16 protein-coding genes and 1 rRNA gene are annotated in these 19,715 nt (G+C 62.7%); 5 read left to right on the top strand and 12 right to left on the bottom strand.

Translation table 11 applies throughout. The annotated features are described in order from the left end of the window. Nucleotides 1–15: 15 nt before the first annotated feature. Together Q6A47_RS14515 and ttcA are read right to left on the bottom strand one after the other, a co-directional pair. Complete coding sequence (locus Q6A47_RS14515; protein WP_029612926.1) at nt 16–687, bottom strand: DNA-3-methyladenine glycosylase I; 672 nt, start codon at nt 685–687, stop codon at nt 16–18. 4 nt (nt 688–691) lie between these two features. After that, entirely contained in the window at nt 692–1,516 is an 825-nt protein-coding gene (gene ttcA, locus Q6A47_RS14510) for a tRNA 2-thiocytidine(32) synthetase TtcA (RefSeq protein WP_029612927.1), read from the bottom strand. A 163-nt stretch (nt 1,517–1,679) separates the two neighbouring features. Here ttcA and Q6A47_RS14505 point away from each other — a divergent pair, with 163 nt between their 5' ends. Further along, nucleotides 1,680–2,174, top strand: a complete 495-nt coding sequence (locus tag Q6A47_RS14505) for a SprT family zinc-dependent metalloprotease (protein WP_039576036.1) — start codon at nt 1,680–1,682, stop codon at nt 2,172–2,174. A gap of 69 nt (nt 2,175–2,243) precedes the next feature. On the opposite strand, the gene Q6A47_RS14500 is transcribed toward Q6A47_RS14505, so the two are convergent. The 4 genes from Q6A47_RS14500 to Q6A47_RS14485 all read right to left on the bottom strand — a co-directional run bounded on the left by Q6A47_RS14500 (nt 2,244) and on the right by Q6A47_RS14485 (nt 6,607). Continuing rightward, complete coding sequence (locus tag Q6A47_RS14500) at nt 2,244–3,569, bottom strand: dicarboxylate/amino acid:cation symporter (protein WP_039576034.1); 1,326 nt, start codon at nt 3,567–3,569, stop codon at nt 2,244–2,246. 303 nt (nt 3,570–3,872) lie between these two features. Further along, on the bottom strand, nt 3,873–5,219 hold the full coding sequence (locus Q6A47_RS14495) for an ATP-binding protein (protein WP_304484627.1): 1,347 nt from the start codon (nt 5,217–5,219) through the stop codon (nt 3,873–3,875). Next, nucleotides 5,216–5,893 (bottom strand): response regulator, encoded by a 678-nt coding sequence (locus Q6A47_RS14490; RefSeq protein WP_116887728.1) that lies wholly within the window; start codon nt 5,891–5,893, stop codon nt 5,216–5,218. The genes Q6A47_RS14495 and Q6A47_RS14490 overlap by 4 nt, the downstream gene beginning before the upstream one ends. Nucleotides 5,894–6,001: 108 nt before the next feature. Beyond that, the gene (locus Q6A47_RS14485) at nt 6,002–6,607 is read right to left on the bottom strand and encodes an outer membrane protein (protein WP_039576030.1); all 606 of its coding nucleotides are present in this window, start codon (nt 6,605–6,607) and stop codon (nt 6,002–6,004) included. 138 nt (nt 6,608–6,745) lie between these two features. Here Q6A47_RS14485 and Q6A47_RS14480 point away from each other — a divergent pair, with 138 nt between their 5' ends. After that, nucleotides 6,746–7,537 (top strand): dienelactone hydrolase family protein, encoded by a 792-nt coding sequence (locus Q6A47_RS14480; RefSeq protein ID WP_304484626.1) that lies wholly within the window; start codon nt 6,746–6,748, stop codon nt 7,535–7,537. 51 nt (nt 7,538–7,588) lie between these two features. After that, a complete protein-coding gene (locus Q6A47_RS14475; protein ID WP_116887727.1) occupies nt 7,589–8,290 on the top strand; it encodes a 4'-phosphopantetheinyl transferase family protein in 702 nt (233 codons plus the stop codon). 3 nt (nt 8,291–8,293) lie between these two features. Here the strand turns inward: Q6A47_RS14475 and Q6A47_RS14470 are convergent, their stop codons facing one another. Further along, nucleotides 8,294–9,898, bottom strand: coding sequence for an ATP-binding protein (locus Q6A47_RS14470; RefSeq protein ID WP_304484625.1), 1,605 nt, complete (start codon nt 9,896–9,898; stop codon nt 8,294–8,296). Further along, a complete protein-coding gene (locus Q6A47_RS14465) occupies nt 9,895–10,596 on the bottom strand; it encodes a response regulator (protein ID WP_304484624.1) in 702 nt (233 codons plus the stop codon). Before Q6A47_RS14465 ends, Q6A47_RS14470 begins: the two co-directional genes overlap by 4 nt. Before the next feature lie 674 nt (nt 10,597–11,270). Here Q6A47_RS14465 and Q6A47_RS14460 point away from each other — a divergent pair. Both Q6A47_RS14460 and Q6A47_RS14455 read left to right on the top strand, forming a co-directional pair. Then, the gene (locus Q6A47_RS14460; protein WP_039576021.1) at nt 11,271–14,150 is read left to right on the top strand and encodes a ribonucleoside-diphosphate reductase subunit alpha; all 2,880 of its coding nucleotides are present in this window, start codon (nt 11,271–11,273) and stop codon (nt 14,148–14,150) included. A gap of 267 nt (nt 14,151–14,417) precedes the next feature. Further along, a complete protein-coding gene (locus Q6A47_RS14455; protein WP_304484623.1) occupies nt 14,418–15,671 on the top strand; it encodes a ribonucleotide-diphosphate reductase subunit beta in 1,254 nt (417 codons plus the stop codon). 65 nt (nt 15,672–15,736) lie between these two features. On the opposite strand, the gene Q6A47_RS14450 is transcribed toward Q6A47_RS14455, so the two are convergent. The 4 genes from Q6A47_RS14450 to rrf form a co-directional block, all read right to left on the bottom strand. Continuing rightward, nucleotides 15,737–16,198 carry a hypothetical protein gene (locus Q6A47_RS14450; protein WP_029612937.1) on the bottom strand — a complete coding sequence of 154 codons (462 nt, stop codon included), beginning with the start codon at nt 16,196–16,198 and terminating at the stop codon, nt 15,737–15,739. Nucleotides 16,199–16,955: 757 nt separating this feature from the next. Next, on the bottom strand, nt 16,956–17,510 hold the full coding sequence (locus Q6A47_RS14445; protein WP_029612939.1) for a UPF0149 family protein: 555 nt from the start codon (nt 17,508–17,510) through the stop codon (nt 16,956–16,958). 177 nt (nt 17,511–17,687) lie between these two features. Then, nucleotides 17,688–19,331 (bottom strand): acetolactate synthase large subunit, encoded by a 1,644-nt coding sequence (locus tag Q6A47_RS14440; protein ID WP_039576017.1) that lies wholly within the window; start codon nt 19,329–19,331, stop codon nt 17,688–17,690. 283 nt (nt 19,332–19,614) lie between these two features. Next, nucleotides 19,615–19,715 (bottom strand): 5S ribosomal RNA (gene rrf / locus Q6A47_RS14435); the annotation flags it as partial.

Genomic DNA, 19,715 nt, shown 5'->3' with positions numbered 1-19,715 from the left:
GCCCGCCTCGCCGTCTCAGTGATTGACGGTATGGGCCAGCATCACCGACAACTGACACAGCGGCCGCCCGCTTTCTTCGTGCCAGCGATTGAACACCTCCTGCACCAACGCCAGGTCGCGCTGGCTGGTCGGCGCCTTGTCGATCACCTTCTGGGCGATCAGCGCGGCGGCCATGTCTTCGGTGGGCACGAAGGTATCCTTGCCGACCATGCGCAGAAAGCGCGGCGCCGACAGCCCACCGAGCTGGTTGCCATGCTTGGCCAGGTACTTCCAAAGGCCGACGATGTCGTTCTCGGGCCAGTCGGCGATGAACGCGCCGAAGCTGCCCTTTTCCTTGGCCACGTCGAGGATCATCTGCGCGTTGCGCGGCACGCTCTTGAGCTTGCCCAAGTGGCGGATGATGCGGGTGTCCTGCATCAACCGCTCCAGATGCTCGGCGCTCATCAGCACCACCTTTTCCGGGTCGAAGCCGAAGAACACCTGCTCGAACGCGGGCCACTTGGCGTCCACCAGACTGTGCTTGAGCCCGGCGCGAAAGACCCGCAGCGCCAGGGTCGAGAGGTAGCGATCATCCGGCAGGGCGCGCAACTGGGCGGCCGAGCGCGGTTGCGGCAGGAAGGCTTCGAGCGCCTTGGCCGAGCCGAAGCGATTCAGGCAGTACGTGTGCAGCCACAGATAGTCGCGCATCGGATCAGACGTTCAGCACATCGAGAAAGCGCGGCGTGGCGCTTTCGTCGATCTTCAGGCCCGTGAAGTCGAACAGGTTGCGGTCGGCCAGTTGCGACGGCGCGACGTTCTGCAGCGCGCGGAAGATGCTGTCGGTGCGTCCTGGGTGCTTGCGCTCCCACTCCACCAGCATGTCTTTGACCACCTGGCGCTGCAGGTTTTCCTGAGAGCCGCACAGGTTGCACGGGATGATCGGGAATTCCTTCATGTCCGAGTAAGCCTGGATGTCCTTCTCGCTGCAGTAGGCCAGCGGACGGATCACCACGTTGCGACCGTCGTCGGCGCGCAGCTTCGGCGGCATGCCCTTGAGCGCGCCGTTGAAGAACATGTTGAGGAAGAAGGTCTCGACGATGTCGTCGCGGTGATGACCGAGCGCCATCTTGGTCGCGCCGATTTCATCGGCAAAGGTGTACAGGGTGCCCCGGCGCAGGCGCGAGCACAGCGAGCAGGTGGTCTTGCCCTCGGGGATCAGTTCCTTGACCACCGAATAGGTGTCTTTCTCGACGATGTGATACTCGACGCCCAAGGTCTTCAGGTAGGCAGGCAGCACATGCTCGGGAAAGCCCGGCTGCTTCTGGTCCATGTTCACCGCGACGATCTGGAAGCTGATCGGCGCCACCTTCTGCAGGTGCAGCAGAACGTCGAGCATGGTGTAGCTGTCCTTGCCCCCGGACAGACAGACCATGACCTTGTCGCCATCCTCGATCATGTTGTAGTCGGTGATGGCTTCGCCGGCGAGACGACGCAGGCGTTTTTGCAGTTTGTTCTGGTTGACCGAGAGGGTGCCCATAGCGCTTGAATCCGCGAGGTGTGACAAAAGCCGAGCATTTTACCTGCAAACCGAGCCCAGGCGTAGGGCCTTCTGATCAGCAGCGCCATGCCGAGGCTGACCGGCGGCTCGTCGGCCGCCGATGGCTTGCGGCATAATGGCGGGCCAGGAGAATTGCCCCGCCATGCCCGAGCTGCTCACGCAACGCGTCGAAACCTGTTACCAGCTAGCCGAAACCTTCTTCAAACGCACCTTCCCGCGCCCGCAGGTCAGCTTCAAGCTGCGCGGGCAGAAGGCCGGCGTCGCCCATCTGCATGAAAACCTGCTGCGCTTCAACCTGCAGCTGTACCGCGAGAACCACGACGACTTCCTGCGCCAGACCGTGGCCCATGAAGTGGCGCACCTGATCGCTCACCAGTTGTTCGGCGACCGCATCCAGGCCCACGGCGAGGAATGGCAGTTGATCATGCGCGGGGTCTACGAGCTGCCGCCCGAGCGCTGCCACCGCTACGAAGTGCAGCGTCGCGTGGCCACGCGCTACATCTATCGCTGCCCCTGCCCGGACAGCGACTTCGCCTTCACCGCCCAGCGCCACACACTGGTACGCCAGGGGCGCCGCTACCTGTGTCGGCGCTGTCGGCAAGTGCTGGTCTTCAGCGGACAGACCCGAGTCGAGTAAGCACCTGCCGCGCTAGGCATGAAAAAGGCGACCCGAGGGTCGCCTTCCTTTATCGCACTACCACCACGATCAACGCACGGCTGGACCTTCGGCCACGCCCAGGTCGTCGGTCGGACGAGTCTCGACCAGCGGCGAGCCACCGGAGGCCAGCTCGGACTGCAGCTTGTCGGTATCCAGCTCCTTGACCCACTTGGCGACCACGACGGTGGCAACGGCGTTACCGACCAGGTTGGTCAGCGCACGGGCTTCGGACATGAAGCGGTCGATCCCGAGGATCAGCGCCAAGCCAGCAACCGGCAGGTGACCGACCGCCGACAGGGTGGCGGCCAGGACGATGAAGCCCGAACCGGTCACACCCGCAGCCCCTTTGGAGGCGACCAGCAGCACCAGCAGCAGGGTGATCTGGTGAGTGATGTCCATGGTGGTGTCGGTGGCCTGGGCGATGAACACCGCAGCCATGGTCAGGTAGATCGAGGTGCCGTCCAGGTTGAACGAGTAGCCGGTCGGGATCACCAGGCCAACGACGGATTTCTTCGCGCCCAGGCGCTCCATCTTGGTCAGCATGCGTGGCAGGGCCGACTCCGACGAAGACGTACCCAGCACGATCAGCAGCTCTTCGCGGATGTAGCGGATCAGCTTGAGGACGCTGAAGCCGTGGGCGCGGCAGATGGCGCCCAGCACCACCAGCACGAACAACAGGCAGGTGATATAGAAGCAGGCCATCAGGTAGCCCAGTTGCACCAGCGAACCGACACCGTACTGGCCGATGGTGAAGGCCATGGCACCGAAGGCACCGACCGGCGCCAGCTTCATGATCATGTTGATGATGTTGAACATCACATGGGCGAAGCGATCGATCATCTCCAGCAGCGGTTTGCCGTAGCTGCCCAGGCGGTGCAGGGCGAAGCCGAACAGCACCGAGAACATCAGCACTTGCAGAATGTCGCCGTTGGCGAAGGCACCGACCACGGTGGCCGGGATCACGTTGAGCAGGAAGCCGACGGTGGTCTGCTGCGCACCGGCCGAGGCGTAGGCCGCGACGCTGCTGGCGTTCAGGGTGCTGACGTCGACGTGCATGCCGGCGCCAGGCTGGACCACGTTGACCACGATCAGGCCGATGATCAGGGCGATGGTGGAAACGATCTCGAAGTACAGGAGTGCGTAGCCGCCGGTCTTGCCAACCGACTTCATGCTCTGCATGCCGGCGATGCCGCTGACCACGGTACAGAAGATGATCGGAGCGATGACCATCTTGATCAGTTTGACGAAGCCGTCACCCAGCGGTTTGAGGGCGACGCCGGTTTCCGGATAGAAATGGCCGAGCAGAATACCGATGGTGATGGCAACGATCACCTGGAAATACAGGGATTTGTACAGCGGCTGACGTTTCGTCATGGCGTGATCTTCCTCAAGTGTGCCGATTCACCCTTCCCAGGGCGAGGCACCTAAAGCGCGAACCCTCCTGCACCCGGAGGGATTTGTCATTGTGTTAGAGCTGCCTGGGCAGGTCTCTGACAAAGCTGTAGCAAGGCTGATGCCAAAATGCCCAATCCGGGTGCAACACGAGTGTTTACGGGAAGTTTCTGCCCAAGGACAGGGCAACAAGACGTGTAGGATATGGCGGAATTCCGCCCTGTGGCGAAATTCGTACACCCTGAGTGGCGGGAATCCGCCCACGGCCGGCGCAACCTGGGCGGATCATTCCTGGTTGAAGGTGATCCTGAACGCAGCGCCGCCGAGCGGCGAATCCTCGAGCGTCAGGCGCCCGTCGAAGCTGTCGATGATGTCTTTGACCACCGCCAGGCCGATGCCCTGACCTGGATGCTGGCGATCCAGGCGCTCACCGCGCTGCAGAATCCGCTCACGTTGACTGGCTGGCACACCGGGGCCGTCGTCTTCGATGCACAGCACCTGTTGGCCCGGCAACGTCTCGAAGCTCACCCGCACCTGCTCAAGGCACAGGCGATAGGCGTTCTCCAGCAAGTTGCCGAGCAGTTCGAGCAAGGCGCCCTCCTCGATCGGCGCGCGCGCCTGCGGGGCAACGTCCAGTGTCACCGCCACGCGCTTGTCGCGATACACCTTGTCCAAGGTGCTGCACAAGCTGTCGAGCACCGGCGCCAGGCGCACCTGGTGTCGCACCAGGCCACTCTTGCGCAGGCTGGCGCGCTGCAATTGGTAGTCGATCTGCTGACTCATGCGCTCGATCTGGCTCTGCAGCACGCGCGCCTGTTCACGCTCGCCACCGCCGCGCCCCATGCTCTCGCCCATGCCTTGCAACACCGCCAGCGGCGTCTTCAAGCTGTGCGCCAGGTCGTCCAGCGAATCGCGGTAGCGCTGGCGTTGTTCGCGCTCGCTGTGCAGCAGCCGGTTGAGCGAGCCGGTCAGGCGCAGCAGTTCGCGCGGATGCTCGCGACTCAGGCCCTCGCGGGCGCCGCTCTCCACCTCGTCCAGTTCGTGGCTGAGCCTGCGCAGTGAACGCAGCCCCCAGGTCAGGCCGGCCCACAGCAACACCATCAGCGCCAGCAAGGCCGCGCCAAAGCCCAAGTAGAGCTTCTCGCGCAGGCCGTCGAGGGTGTGCTGGTACTCGCGCACCGGTTGCAGGGCGACGATGCTGAATGCTGCGCTGCGACCACCGAGCAGTTTGACTTCCACGTCATAGACGAAGAATTCGTCGCCATTGTCCTGGCGGATTCGGGCGAACTCGTTGCCATGGCCGTCATAGCGGGGCTGGTAGTTGATGTGTCGGTCGGTGGTGGCACGCGAACGCCACACCAGACGCCCTTCTCGGTCGAAGATGTAGCCGAGCAGGCCGACGCTGGGCAGGTTGTAGCGCTCGTCAGGCAGCAGATCGGGCATCTGCAAATGGCCGTGCTCGACGCGCGCGGCAGAAATCAGCGTGGTGATGTCCGAGGCCAGGCGCTGCTCGATCGACTCCTGCAAGGCCAGGCTGAAGGCCTTCTGCAAGGCCGGCAGCAGCGCCAGCATGAACAGCAGCGCCAGCACGGCGGCGGCCAGCATCAGGCGCACGCGCAGCGAACGAATCATCGGCAGCGCTCGGTGAACAGGTAGCCCAGGCCGCGAACGGTGTCGATCGGTTTGAAGCCGTTGTCGCCCTCGAGCTTGCGGCGCAGCCGGCCGACCAGCACCTCGATGACGTTCGGATCACGCTCCTCGTCATCCGGGTAAAGCTGTTCCATCAGTCGATCCTTGGCCACCACCTGCTGGTGATGACGCATGAGGTATTCGAGGATGCGGTACTCGTAGGCGGTCAGTGCCAGCGGCTGCTCGTCGAGGGTGGCCTGCTTGCGATTGAGGTCCAGCAACAAGGGCCCAGCGGCAATGGTCGACTGGGTGAACCCGCTGGAGCGGCGCAGCAGCGCGTTCAGGCGGGCTTCCAGCTCCTCGAACTGGAAAGGCTTGACCACGTAGTCGTCGGCACCTGCAGCCAGGCCTTCGACCTTGTCTTGCCAGTTGCCGCGGGCGGTGAGAATCAGGATGGGAAAAGTCTTGTCCTGGCTGCGCAGTTGGCGGATCAGGTCCAGGCCGCTCATGCCCGGCAGCCCGAGGTCGATGACGGCGAGATCGTGGTTGTACTGGCCGGCCTGGTACAGCGCCTCCTCGGCATCGCCGACCGCTTGGACCACATGTCCGGTCTCGCCCAGCCGTGTGTACAGGTGGTGACGCAGCAGCGCTTCATCCTCGACCACCAGCAACTTCATGTCGTTCTCCTTGGTTTCTCTCGCCCCGCCTGAACTAGAGGCGGGCTGGCACAGCATAACAGCGAACCGGCAGGGGGAACCCCGGCCGGTTTCGTCGAGCCTGTCGCGTCAGAACTTGTAGGTGGCGGCCAAGTAGGTCTGGGCGCTGCTGGTCAGGCGCAGTGCACCTTCCTTGTTGCCGGCATGGGGCGTGAGTTCGGTGGAGGCGTTGGTGCGCAGGTAGCGGTAGCCCAGTTCCACCGAGGTGTTGTCGGTGACCTGCTGGATCACACCGGCCTGCAGCCCGGCGGCGTAGCCGTAGTTGGTATCGCGGCTGTAGCCGGATGAGGTCTGGGTCATTTTGGTCATGCCCAGGCTGGCGCCGCCGAACAGCTTGGCGGTATCGGTGACCGGCAGGAACAGGTCGTAGCTGCCAAGCAGGTTTTCCTGGCGCAGCTTGATGCCGCTATGGCTGTTGGAGACGTTGTCGTAGGTCAGGTAGTAACGGCCTTGGTCGTTCATCTGCCCGACCCGCAGGCCCCAGGTGCCGTCCTTGTTGATGATGCCGTCGGTGTTGAGGTGATCGGTGTTGCGTTGCAGCAGACCGGACTTGCGAATCTTGTCGCTGGTCTGGCCGTAAGTCACGCTGGCGAACGTGTCGTCGGCCTGGGAGGTAGCGGTGAAGCCGGAGGCGCAGACAGCCATGGCGACCATCAGGGTATTGAGTGCTTTCATGCTTTGTTTCTCCAGTGAGGTGCGCTGTGTGGGTGTGAGGGCTAGAGTAAGCAGGACAGCCTGAACCGCCCCTGAACCCCGACTGAACCTCGGCTGAACGAACCGAACGTGAACAGCGCCCGCACCTGGAGATCCCCCATGCGTTTCCTGCTTGCCCTGGCCCTGATGTGCAGCGCCGCCCTCGCCCAGGCGGCGGTACAGACCCGCGAGATTCGCTACCAGGACGCCGACGGCACGCCGCTGATCGGCTACTACGCCTATGACGACGCCCTCGATGGCAAGCGCCCCGGCATCGTCGTGGTGCACGAGTGGTGGGGGCTGAACGATTACGCCAAGCGTCGCGCCCGCGACCTTGCCGCGTTGGGCTACAACGCCCTGGCCATCGACATGTATGGCGACGGCAAGCACACCGAGCACCCACAGGACGCCCAGGCCTTCATGGCCGCCGCGCTGAAGGACCCGGCTGCGGCCGCGCGGCGCTTCGACGCGGGCCTGGCGCTGCTCAAGCTGCAACCCAACACCAACAAGCATGAGCTGGGTGCGGTGGGCTACTGCTTCGGCGGCAAGGTGGTGCTCGATGCCGCTCGCCGGGGCGAGAAGCTCGATGGCGTGGTGAGCTTCCACGGCGCGCTGGTCACCCAGACACCCGCCCAGCCAGGCGTGGTCAGGGCCAAGATTCTGGTCGAGCATGGCGAAGCCGACAGCATGGTCACACCGCAGCAGGTGGAGGCTTTCAAGCAGGAAATGGCCGCTGCCGGTGCCGACATGACGTTCGTCGGCATTCCCGGTGCCAAGCACGGCTTCACCAACCCCGACGCCGACCGCCTGAGCCATGGCGAGCATGGCGGGCCGGACATCGGCTATGACAAGGCTGCTGATGAAAGCGCTTGGCGGGACATGCAGGCGTTCTTCAAACAGGCCTTCAAATAGGCGGTCAGCCCCGCGTGCGGGGCGGACCCGGCAAATGGCACAATAGCGCCCATGAACAGACTGCCTACCTGCTGCGCCCCGCTCCAGCACCACTGGCCCCTGCCCCAGCCCGTGCCCGGCGCGGTGCTGGTCAGTTGCGCCTTCGATCCCCAACGCCTGGCCGCCGACGACTTCCAGCGCGCCGGCATCGAGCAGAGCACCAGCCTGCAACGCTCGGTGGCCAAGCGCCAGGCCGAGTACCTGGCCGGGCGCGTCTGTGCGCGTGCGGCTCTTCAGCACCTCGACGGTCGCGATCACGTGCCCGGCACCCATGAGGACCGCTCGCCCATCTGGCCTGGGGACATCCGTGGTTCCATCACCCACGGCCAGGGCTGGGCCGCCGCCGTAGTCGCGCCCGCCACGGCCTGCCAGGGCATCGGCATCGATCAGGAAAGCCTGCTCGACGACGCGCGCGCCGAGCGCCTGGCCGCTGAAATCCTCACCCCCAGCGAATTGCAGCGCCTGGATCCGGCGCAGATCGGCCTAAGCGTGACGCTGACCTTTTCGCTCAAGGAAAGCTTGTTCAAAGCGCTCTATCCGCTGACGCTCAAGCGCTTTTACTTCGAGCACGCCGAGCTGCTCGAATGGAGCGCCGACGGCCACGCGCGCTTGCGCCTGCTCACCGATCTGTCGGCCGAATGGCGCAGCGGCCGCGAGCTGGCGGGTCAGTACTGTGTGCAGGACGGCCATCTGCTCAGTCTGGTCAGCGCCTGACCCTCAGTGGCGCGGCTGCCGGGCGGGCCAGCTCAAGCTGAAGCAGGCGCCGCCCAGGCCTTCGCTGCGCCCAACCAGTGCCCGCCCACCATGCCAATAGATGATCCGCCGCACGATCGACAGTCCCAGACCGTGACCGCCCGAGGCGCGGGTGCGGCTGTCGTCCAGGCGCGTGAACGGCGTGAAGATGCGGTCCCAGAACCCCTCCGGAATGCCCGGCCCGTCGTCTTCCACGTCGATGCGGCAGCGCTGCGCGTCGAGCTGGTAACTCAAGCGCACCTGCGACTCGGCGTGGCGCAACGCATTGCCCACCAGATTCTGCAACGCGCGGTGCAGATAACGCGGCTCGGCTTCGACCCACCGTGGCGCGCCGTCACGGTCTGGATCCTCAGCTTGCGTCACCCGGATATCCGCGCGCAACGGGGCCAGCTCGGTCACGATCCTGTCCAGCAATTGCCGTACATCGACGCGCTCGAAATGAAGGGCCGGGGCGCCTTGTTCCAGGCGGGCATAGGTGAGCATCTCGTCGACCAGCCGGTCCAAGTCCTGGATGTCGCTGTCCATCCCCGCCAGGTGCTTGGCCCGCGCCTGTTCGGTGTCGGCCTCCTCGATCATCTCCAAGCCGAAACGCAGGCGTGCCACCGGCGTGCGCAATTCGTGTGACACCGCACGCACCAGCTCGCGCTGCATGCTCAGCGAGCGCTGCAGGTGCTCGGCCATGCGGTTGAACGCTGCAGCCAGGCGTCCGACCGAGTCGGCATCGCCGGCCGGCACCCGCGTCTGCAGGCTGCCCTGGGCGATGTGCGAGGCCGCCAGTTCGAGACCCGAGACGCGGCGCTCGAGCTGACGCACCAGCAGGTAGACCACCAAACCGATCAAGCACAAACCCACTGCCGCGATCAACACCAGCAATGCCGGTGGATAGGGTTTGAACGGGTAGAGTGGTCCAATCTCCAGCACCCAGGGCGAGCCGGACAGCCCAGAGAACACGCGGATGGCGTCCCCGTCGCGGCTCAACGCCATCACCGTGTCGCCCTCCTCCACCCGCCGTCGCTGATCGTCGTCCAGATCCGCGCGCTCGATGCGCTGCAAGCCGATGTCGAAACCAAATCCTTTGCTCTGACGGATCTGCGCCAGGCGCTGTGGCTGCTCGGTCACCGGGTAGCGCACCAGCTCGTCGGCCAGCAGGTACAACGTCGCGCGGGCGAGTTGCTCGCTGATCTGCTTGACCTGCGCCACCAGCACCTGGTCCTCCTGGGCCAACTGGCGCAGTACCTTGGCCGCGTGCGGCCCGGTCTTTTCGACCACCACCAGACCACGCGCCAGACGGCTGCGTTGGCCGGCATCCAGGGGTTGCGCGGATAGCGCCAGCAGATCCAGTGGCACGCCGAGCAGCCGCTCCCAGATCACCAGCGATCGCTTGCGCTCGACCTCGCTCTGCAGCGCCAGGTTGTCCGCCATCAGACTGAAGGTGCCTTGCGCCAGATCCTCTCGGTACTGCGCGGCACGCACGTGGTTGACCAGCTGCAGGCTCAGGACCCCGAGCACGGCGACCAATACCAGCACCGCCAGCATGCCGCCATAAATGCGCAAGAAGATCGAATTCATGGCCCGACATCGCCGACGAACAGATAACCCTTGCTGCGCAGCGTCTTGATCAGACGCGGGTGTACAGGATCGTCGCCGATCTTCGGGCGAATCTTGGAGATGCGGATATCGATGGAGCGGTCCTGGCCGTCATAACCGACGCCGCGCAGCGACGTGCAGATCTGCTCGCGCGACAGCACCCGACCGGCATGGCTGGCCAGCAACCAGAGCAGGTCGAACTCCGCGCCGGTCAGCTCGATGGCCTGCTCGCCCAGCCAGGCCTCGCGCGCACGGTTGTCGATGCGCAGTGCACCGAAGCACAGGCTGTGGGCCTTGCCCAGAGGCGCGTCGCTACGTCGCAGCAGCGCATTGATGCGCGCCAGCAGCAGACGCGGGCGCACGGGCTTGCACACGTAATCGTCGGCGCCCAGGTCCAGGCCCTGGACCTGATCGAGTTCGTCACTGCGCGCTGTCAGCATGAGGATGGGATTGGCGAACTGGCCACGGACCTTTCGGCAAATGCTCAAACCGTCTTCGCCAGGCAGCATCAGGTCGAGCACCACGAGATCGGGCTGGCTGTCGAGGATACGCCGCACGGCCCGCGCGCCATCATGCTCGACCGACACCTCGAAACCATTACCCTGCAAGTACTCGGCAGTGAGGTCGGCCAGACGCTGATCGTCCTCGACGATGAGGATGCGCTGGAGGGGCTGATCCATCGCCTTCTCCCTTCTTGTTGTGGTGGTCGGGGGCGTCCTGACCTATAGACAGAGGGTCATGTTGCCCTCGGATACTACGTCCAGCCGTAGGGACTGCCAACCACTCGGCAGCTTCTTGCACAGGTCCGGAAAGCGCAAAAAAACGTCCGGACCTGTAGCGACTAGGCCTACAGCGGCGGTCGGCTATTCACTCACAAAGTACCCACAAGATATCCACAGCCCGCTGCCTTGCAATACCCCCCATACCGCATTATCTTGTATCCCCAGCGCGGCGAACCACTACATGTTGTGGCTTCGACCTTGAGCACAACCATAAGTCAACGCAGAAACTCAAGCGATTTTTCTGCCGGAACTTACGCTGATTTCAGCAGCCAAACCGCTCCTGCACAGGCGCGACCGAGGCAAGCCCCCGTGGCCTTGTTCGGGTATGGGTGTTGCAGGCATGGCCTGACACCCAACAGCAACAGTTCCTGGGCTCGCCCAGGATCTTTGACTTCGGCCAGGGAGCGGCAAGCGATTGCCCTTATTCCTGAGTCTGTCCCGAAGTCGGTAAGCCCGAGTGGCCGACGCACCTTCGCGTGCCGTCCGCCCACGGGCCGGGCCAACTGACTGGATGGAACGGTGGGCGCCCACAAGGCGCCCGAACACTATAGAAACTGTGGAGACACCCACCCATGCACACCGACACAACTCGCGAGAACCCGCAGGCCAAGGCGCCGCAGGCCACCGATTCGAATCAGGATCTGGCTGCGACCGCTCCGGGCCAACTGCGCGTGATCAAGCGTAACGGCACTGTCGTGGCCTACACCGACGACAAGATCACCGTTGCCATCACCAAGGCGTTCCTCGCAGTTGAAGGCGGCACCGCCGCCGCTTCGTCGCGTATCCACGACACCGTCGCGCGCCTGACCGAACAGGTCACCGCCACGTTCAAGCGTCGCATGCCGTCGGGTGGCACCATCCACATCGAAGAAATCCAGGATCAGGTCGAACTGGCCCTGATGCGCGCCGGCGAGCAGAAAGTCGCCCGCGACTACGTGATTTACCGTGACCAGCGCGCCAAAGAACGTGCCACTCGCGCCAACACCGATTCGGTGGTCGAGCCGCACCCGAGCATCCGCATCACCCTGGCCGACGGCAGCCTGGCGCCGCTGGACATGGCGCGCCTGAACACCATTATCAGCGAAGCCTGCGAAGGCCTGGCCGAAGTCGATGGCGAACTGATCCAGCGCGACACCCTGAAGAACCTCTACGACGGCGTGGCCCTCAAGGACGTCAACACCGCCCTGGTGATGACCGCCCGTACCCTGGTCGAACGCGAGCCGAACTACTCGTTCGTCACCGCCCGCCTGCTGATGGACACCCTGCGCGCCGAAGGCCTGGGCTTCCTCGGCGTGGCCGACAGCGCCACCCACCACGAGATGGCCGAGCTGTATGCCAAGGCCCTGCCAGCCTACGTCGCGAAAGGCGTCGAGTTCGAGCTGCTCGACCCGGCCCTCAAGGGCTACGACCTGGAGCGCCTGGGCAAGGCCATCAACCACGAGCGTGACCAGCAGTTCACCTACCTGGGCCTGCAGACCCTCTACGACCGTTACTTCATCCACAAGGATGGCGTGCGCTTCGAACTGCCGCAGGTGTTCTTCATGCGCGTGGCCATGGGCCTGGCGCTGCAGGAAAAAGACCGCGAAGCCCGTGCCATCGAGTTCTACAACCTGTTGTCGTCGTTCGACTACATGGCCTCGACCCCGACCCTGTTCAACGCCGGTACCCTGCGTCCGCAGCTGTCGAGCTGCTACCTGACCACCGTTCCGGACGACCTCTCGGGCATCTACAAGGCCATCCACGACAACGCCATGCTGTCCAAATTCGCCGGTGGCCTGGGCAACGACTGGACCCCGGTGCGTGCTTTGGGTTCGTACATCAAGGGCACCAACGGCAAGTCGCAGGGCGTCGTGCCCTTCCTCAAGGTGGTCAACGACACCGCCGTGGCCGTCAACCAGGGTGGCAAGCGCAAGGGCGCGGTCTGCGCCTACCTGGAAACCTGGCACCTGGATATCGAGGAATTCCTCGAGCTGCGCAAGAACACCGGTGACGACCGTCGTCGTACCCACGACATGAACACCGCCAACTGGATTCCAGACCTGTTCATGAAGCGTGTCTTCGACGACGGCAAATGGACCCTGTTCTCGCCTTCGGAAGTGCCGGACCTGCACGACCTGACCGGCAAGGCCTTCGAAGAACGCTACGAGTACTACGAAGCCCTGACCGAGTACAACAAGATCAAGGTGTTCAAGACCGTCCAGGCCAAAGACCTGTGGCGCAAGATGCTGTCGATGCTGTTCGAGACCGGCCACCCTTGGCTGACCTTCAAGGACCCGTGCAACCTGCGCTCGCCGCAGCAGCACGTGGGCGTGGTGCACAGCTCGAACCTGTGCACCGAGATCACCCTGAACACCAACGCCGACGAAATCGCCGTGTGCAACCTGGGTTCTATCAACCTGCCGAACCACATCGCCGACGGCAAGCTGGACACCGCGAAACTGGCGCGTACCGTCAAGACCGCCGTGCGCATGCTAGACAACGTGATCGACATCAACTACTACTCGGTGCCCCAGGCGCAGAACTCGAACTTCAAGCACCGTCCGGTCGGCCTGGGCATCATGGGCTTCCAGGACGCGCTGTACCTGCAGCACATCCCTTACGGCTCGGACGCGGCCGTCGAGTTCGCCGACAAGTCCATGGAGGCAGTCAGCTACTACGCCATCCAGGCCTCGTGTGACCTGGCCGACGAGCGCGGCGCCTACCAGACCTTCGACGGTTCCCTGTGGTCCCAAGGTATCCTGCCGCTGGACTCGCAGCAGATCCTGATCGAGGCCCGTGGCGCCAAGTACATCGACGTCAACCTGGAAGAGTCGCTGGACTGGGCTCCGGTGCGCGATCGGGTCAAGAAAGGCATCCGCAACTCGAACATCATGGCCATCGCACCGACCGCGACCATCGCCAACATCACCGGCGTATCGCAGTCGATCGAACCGACCTACCAGAACCTGTACGTCAAGTCGAACCTGTCGGGCGAGTTCACCGTGATCAACCCGTACCTGGTCCGCGACCTGAAAGCCCGCGACCTGTGGGACTCGGTGATGATCAACGACCTGAAGTACTACGACGGTTCGGTGCAGCAAATCGAGCGTATCCCGCAGGAGCTCAAAGACCTGTACGCCACGGCCTTCGAAGTCGACACCAAGTGGATCGTCGATGCCGCCTCGCGTCGCCAGAAGTGGATCGACCAGGCTCAGTCGCTGAACCTGTACATCGCCGGCGCCTCGGGCAAGAAGCTGGACGTGACCTACCGCATGGCTTGGTACCGTGGTCTGAAGACCACCTACTACCTCCGTGCCCTGGCCGCCACCAGCACCGAAAAATCGACCATCAACACCGGCAAGCTCAACGCCGTTTCCAGCGGCGGCGACAGCGCCCCGGTCCAGGCCGCAGGCCCTGCGCCAGTGCCGAAGGCCTGCGCCATTGACGAGCCGGATTGCGAAGCCTGCCAGTAAGGCTTGGCTGAGGCTTCCCCCGGGAAGCCTCTTTTTCCGTGTCACCACACGGAACCCTGTGGCAGCGGGTTTACCCGCGACGCGGCCGGCATTGCCGTCGCCTGCCCCACAGCCAAACACAATAAGCCTGGGCGCCATTGCCTGGGCCAGCCTCTCAAAGGGCAATCAGATTTGCGTGCACGGTAGTACCCCCTTCGGGACCAAAGCAGCGCAACCAAGATCCACCGGCCATACTCCAGAGATGGCCCTCAAGCAGGAGCACTTAGCATGCTGAGCTGGGACGAATTCGACAAAGAAGATGACGGCGAAGTCGCCGCCAAAGGCAACCCCCCCGCACAGGCCCACGCCGCCGCGACCCTGGACAAGCTGGACAGCGCCGGTGGTGCCGCCGCCCTGGAAGCCCGTGCCGCCACCGCTGCCGATTCCGAAGCCGTGAAGCGCGCCAAGGCCGCCCTCGACGCCCTCGACATCGCCGAGGGCCTGGCTGAGCTGGAAGGCTCGTCGGCCCGCGTCGCCGTTGACGAGAAGCGCATGATCAACTGCCGCGCCGACCTCAACCAACTCGTGCCTTTCAAGTACGATTGGGCCTGGCAGAAGTACCTCGATGGCTGCGCCAACCACTGGATGCCGCAAGAGGTCAACATGACCGCCGACATCGCACTGTGGAAGAGCATGGACGGCCTGACCGAAGACGAGCGCCGCATCGTCATGCGCAACCTCGGCTTCTTCTCCACCGCCGACTCGCTGGTCGCCAACAACCTGGCCCTGGCCGTCTACCGCCTGATCACCAACCCCGAATGCCGCCAGTACATCCTGCGCCAGGCCTTCGAAGAGGCGATCCACACCCATGCCTACCAGTACTGCATCGAGTCGCTGGGCATGGATGAAGGCGAGATCTTCAACATGTACCACGAGATCCCGTCGGTGGCGAAAAAAGCCGCCTGGGGCCTGAAGTACACCCGCGCCATTTCCGATCCGGAATTCAACACCGGCACCGTCGAAACCGACAAGGAACTGCTGCGCAACCTGATCGCCTATTACTGCGTCCTGGAAGGCATCTTCTTCTACTGCGGCTTCACCCAGATCCTGTCCATGGGTCGCCGCAACAAGATGACTGGCGTCGCCGAGCAGTTCCAGTACATCCTGCGCGACGAGTCGATGCACCTGAACTTCGGTATCGACGTGATCAACCAGATCAAGATCGAGAACCCGCACCTGTGGGATGCGGCGATGAAGGAAGAAGCGACCCAGATGATCCTGCAAGGGACTCAGCTGGAGATCGAATATGCCCGCGACACCATGCCACGCGGCGTGCTGGGCATGAACGCGGCAATGATGGAGGACTACCTCAAGTTCATTGCCAACCGTCGTCTGACTCAAATCGGTCTTAAAGAAGAGTACCCAGGGACCACCAACCCGTTCCCATGGATGAGCGAGATCATGGACTTGAAGAAGGAGAAGAACTTCTTCGAGACGCGCGTGATCGAGTATCAGACCGGCGGGGCGTTGAGCTGGGATTGATGAAGAAGCCACCGAAAGGTGGCTTTTTTGTACCTTTGATTGGTATCGAAGGGCCTAGTACATCCTCAAGGCTGTGGGGCATCTGCCTCGACCCGCTCCACTACCACTTCCTGCTGCGTCAGCAGATCCGTCAGAATGATATCGCGCTCATTCAAATCGGGCGTAATCATCACCGAACGAATGAGGCGAATCGTTTCCCCGCCACGAGCTTGAGTATTCTCGAACGTCACGACGATCGATTTGTTGCGCCAGTGGGCGATATCGAAGCCGCCTGCTGCCAGAAATACCTCGATATTGCGCTCGTCGTTGAATGCCTTGGCCGGTAGCACCAGCGGCCGGTCGTTGAGGAATACTTGATAATACTGATGGGTGCTCGCAGGAAAGTTGTGCTGGACCACATGTTCGATTCGCCAGTGGTAAACGGTGTTCTCGTATACCACGTGACGCTCTGTCTGGTGGCCGCTGCAGGCGGCGAGCAGCGGCATGGCCAGCAGACCGAGTCTATTTCGGAGAGTACGCAGAATCATCGTGGAGGTCCGCTGTAGTTCATCATTACCGGGGCTATAGCCTACGCATCCTGTAGGCCAGCGCGCAATGCGGCGAAGACGCTGGCGCTTGCTTCGTCGGCCTGCACCAATGTGACTTTGTTCGTCCACAGCGAGTCGACGACACCCTCGGAAAAGATCTCCAGAACGTAGTTGCCGTGGTAACCGAAGGCGCTCAGCTTCTCCAGCAGCGGACAAACGGTAGGTGGCGCCCCAGCGCGCGGCTATCATGCAGCGAGCGCGGACGACGCCAGTCGGCCAGTTGCACCCGAAACAGCCCTTAGGCACTGATGCTCTCAAGCAGCCCGACATCTTGCCAGCTGTTGTACAAGTCCAGACACCTGCGTCCTCTTGCAAGGTCAATGGTGCGGTGGTGATCTGGCTAATGGCCAGGTTGCGCAGAGTACCTCCAGGATGGTGTGGATGAGCGAGGTGATGACCCCACCTTTCACTGGTAGCCAAATAGGCTCACTGGTTCAGATAACCCTCAATGTTCGATCAGATGCCGGTGGCTGCGCAGGTAAGTCACTAGACGATCAATGAGGCTCCGCACCTCGGCCGAGCCAGATGTGCTCTCCCGCTGTGATACAGGATTGGACCAGAGTGACTCTTCGAATACCGTCAGCACGCCATACCGTTAGGCTGATCCTGCGCACAATTAACTGGCGCGAGCATGTCTGCGGGAAACAATTGCTCGTTTGGCCTGAAGAAATGGTTACATTGGCCTACGCTGCTTTATTCAATGCATGGGCCGATGATGGTAACGATAAAGCGCTCGGATGGCCTCAAGCAACTGCGGCACGCAGGCTTGACGATCCGCGGCGCTCATTGTATCGAGCAGTTCGACGTTGTCTTCAAGACCGTGCAGGGAAATCGCCTTTAGCAAGGCGTCCTGTTCGCGGGGCAGGGTCGGCCATTGAGTGACTTGAGTGCCACGCATGTAACCGAAGCACCATTCCTCCAGCACGATGACCGTGCCCTCCTCGGTCTCGCTCTCTTCCAACAGCGGTTGGAATCGATCAAGGTCATCGGCCAACTCCTCGGCGACCTGACTGGCGTAGCGCAACATCAGCGCGGTATAGGCTTCTTCATGGGCGGGCTTCTTGAATTTTGGCACCTTGCCGCCTGCGACGGCCGGAAGCCAATGTTCAGGCGTGACCTTGACTGGCGAACTGGCCAAGGCGGTAAAGAAGCCGTTGAGTTCAGCAAGGTTGATCACTGAGTATTCATTACCGTAGCTGATCAACAGATCTTCAAGACGATTGAGTTCTTTTTCACTCAGAGTGGGCAGCATGGGACAGTCCTGGATAAGGGAAGATGCACCCTAGCACAGGCACGGCGAAGGAAGGATTTTGCTGGAAGGGGCATGCTGGCTAGTGGTGGCCAAGCCAGCCGACATTCGAGGTCGATGGTCAGTTGGAAGAAGCCGCCTGCACTAGCCAGAGGTAGTACAGGCGGGGGCGTCGCTGAGTCAAACAGCTAGTGCGCGCTCACGCAGCTCGCTATTCAAGATCCGGTCGTTCTCGCTGTAATCGACCGGGCAATCGATGACGTGCACGCCTGGCGTCTTGATGCAGTGTTCCAGCAGCGGCAACAGCCCTTCGGCGCTTTCCACGCGGTGACCATTGGCGCCGTAGGCTTCGGCGTATTTGACGAAGTCGGGGTTACCGTAGTCCAGGCCGAAATCGGTGAAGCCCATGTTGGCCTGCTTCCAGCGGATCATGCCGTAGCCGTCGTCGCGCAGGATCACCACGGTGATGTGCATGCCCAGACGCACAGCTGTTTCCAGCTCCTGACTGTTCATCATGAAGCCGCCATCGCCGCACACCGAGATCACCGGGCGGTCCGGGTACACCAGGTGCGATGCCATGGCCGACGGCAAGCCGGCGCCCATCGTCGCCAAGGCGTTGTCCAGCAGTACGGTGTTGGGTTTGTGCGCTTTGTAGTTGCGGGCGAACCAGATCTTGTAGATGCCGTTGTCGAGGGCGACGATGCCTTCGGACGGCAGCACGCGACGGATGTCGGCCACCAGACGCTGTGGGTAGACCGGGAAGCGGTCGTCGTCGGCGCCTTCGACGATCTGCGCTTCGTTGGCTTCACGGATGGCCATCAGGCGGGTGAAGTCCCAATGCGAGGTGTCGCCCAACGCTTCGCTAATCTGCCACACGGCGTTGGCGATATCGCCAATCACTTCGACCTGCGGGAAGTACACCGCATCCACTTCCGCCGAACGGAAGCTGATGTGGATGACTTCGGTACCGCCGCGGACCATGAAGAACGGCGGCTTCTCGATCACGTCGTGGCCGATGTTGATGATCAGGTCGGCCGCTTCGACAGCGCGGTGCACGAAATCACCAGACGACAGCGCAGCGTTGCCCAGGAAACGCGGGTGACGCTCGTCGACCACACCTTTGCCCATCTGCGTAGTGATGAACGGGATGCCGGTCTTGTCGATGAGCTGCTTGAGCACCTTGGCAGTCATCTTGCGGTTGGCACCCGCGCCGATCACCAGGATCGGATTGCGTGCGTTCTGCAGTTTCTGCACGGCGGCGTCGATGGCCACGTGCTCGGCCAGCGGACGGCGGTGAAGGCTGCGCGGGATCGGCAAGGCATCGGTCTGCTCGGCGGCGATGTCTTCAGGCAACTCCAGGTGCACCGCGCCGGGTTTCTCTTCTTCGGCCAGGCGGAAGGCTTCGCGCATACGGGCCGGAATGTTGTCGGCCGAAGCGAACTGGTGGGTGTACTTGGTGATGGGGTCCATCATGCCGCACACGTCGATGATCTGGAATCGACCCTGCTTGGACTTCTTGATCGGCTTCTGGCCGGTGATCATCATCATCGGCATGCCGCCCAGATAGGCGTAGGCGCTGGCGGTGACCAAGTTGGTCGCGCCGGGACCCAGGGTCGACAGGCTGACGCCGGTCTTGCCGGTCAGGCGTCCATAGGTTGCAGCCATGAAGCCTGCGGATTGTTCGTGGCGGGTCAGTACCAGCTTGATCTTCGACTTGCGCAAGGATTCGAGCAGGTCGAGGTTCTCCTCGCCGGGGATGCCGAACACATACTCGACACCTTCGTTTTCCAGGCATTGCACAACGACATCGGCGGCCTTGGCCATCTTGCTTCTAACCTCAAGTAATAGGACGGTGAAAGTCCAGAAATGCGCAGCGCGCTGCGCTGGCATCGCTCGGTCCAGGTGCCAGGATTGCCCCGAACCTAAGTCTTGACGCAGGGTAGGTACGGGGAAGTCACGTATTGTGACAGCAACATTGTCGCACCGATGAGGAGACTTGCGTGGCGGCCGGAGGGCAAAGAGACAGCTAACTGATGGTGGCGCTTTTTTAGCGCACCAAAGACAAAACCCCTACCTGCTCGCGCAGATAGGGGTTTTGCGAAATGAATCTTGACGATGACCTACTCTCACATGGGGAAACCCCACACTACCATCGGCGATGCATCGTTTCACTGCTGAGTTCGGGATGGGATCAGGTGGTTCCAATGC

It is taken from the genome of Pseudomonas boreofloridensis (genome assembly GCF_030580795.1).
GTDB lineage: Bacteria > Pseudomonadota > Gammaproteobacteria > Pseudomonadales > Pseudomonadaceae > Aquipseudomonas > Aquipseudomonas boreofloridensis.
The sequence above is the reverse complement of the archived record's forward strand: the minus strand, read 5'-3'. Positions and strand labels throughout refer to the sequence as shown.

Excerpts from the sequence above, each read along its gene's own strand:
- Q6A47_RS14515 (WP_029612926.1), bottom strand. The coding sequence starts at position 687 with ATGCGCGACTATCTGTGGCTGCACACGTACTGCCTGAATCGCTTCGGC.
- ttcA (WP_029612927.1), bottom strand. The coding sequence starts at position 1,516 with ATGGGCACCCTCTCGGTCAACCAGAACAAACTGCAAAAACGCCTGCGT.
- Q6A47_RS14505 (WP_039576036.1), top strand. The coding sequence starts at position 1,680 with ATGCCCGAGCTGCTCACGCAACGCGTCGAAACCTGTTACCAGCTAGCC.
- Q6A47_RS14500 (WP_039576034.1), bottom strand. The coding sequence starts at position 3,569 with ATGACGAAACGTCAGCCGCTGTACAAATCCCTGTATTTCCAGGTGATC.
- Q6A47_RS14495 (WP_304484627.1), bottom strand. The coding sequence starts at position 5,219 with ATGATTCGTTCGCTGCGCGTGCGCCTGATGCTGGCCGCCGCCGTGCTG.
- Q6A47_RS14490 (WP_116887728.1), bottom strand. The coding sequence starts at position 5,893 with ATGAAGTTGCTGGTGGTCGAGGATGAAGCGCTGCTGCGTCACCACCTG.
- Q6A47_RS14485 (WP_039576030.1), bottom strand. The coding sequence starts at position 6,607 with ATGAAAGCACTCAATACCCTGATGGTCGCCATGGCTGTCTGCGCCTCC.
- Q6A47_RS14480 (WP_304484626.1), top strand. The coding sequence starts at position 6,746 with ATGCGTTTCCTGCTTGCCCTGGCCCTGATGTGCAGCGCCGCCCTCGCC.
- Q6A47_RS14475 (WP_116887727.1), top strand. The coding sequence starts at position 7,589 with ATGAACAGACTGCCTACCTGCTGCGCCCCGCTCCAGCACCACTGGCCC.
- Q6A47_RS14470 (WP_304484625.1), bottom strand. The coding sequence starts at position 9,898 with ATGAATTCGATCTTCTTGCGCATTTATGGCGGCATGCTGGCGGTGCTG.
- Q6A47_RS14465 (WP_304484624.1), bottom strand. The coding sequence starts at position 10,596 with ATGGATCAGCCCCTCCAGCGCATCCTCATCGTCGAGGACGATCAGCGT.
- Q6A47_RS14460 (WP_039576021.1), top strand. The coding sequence starts at position 11,271 with ATGCACACCGACACAACTCGCGAGAACCCGCAGGCCAAGGCGCCGCAG.
- Q6A47_RS14455 (WP_304484623.1), top strand. The coding sequence starts at position 14,418 with ATGCTGAGCTGGGACGAATTCGACAAAGAAGATGACGGCGAAGTCGCC.
- Q6A47_RS14450 (WP_029612937.1), bottom strand. The coding sequence starts at position 16,198 with ATGATTCTGCGTACTCTCCGAAATAGACTCGGTCTGCTGGCCATGCCG.
- Q6A47_RS14445 (WP_029612939.1), bottom strand. The coding sequence starts at position 17,510 with ATGCTGCCCACTCTGAGTGAAAAAGAACTCAATCGTCTTGAAGATCTG.
- Q6A47_RS14440 (WP_039576017.1), bottom strand. The coding sequence starts at position 19,331 with ATGGCCAAGGCCGCCGATGTCGTTGTGCAATGCCTGGAAAACGAAGGT.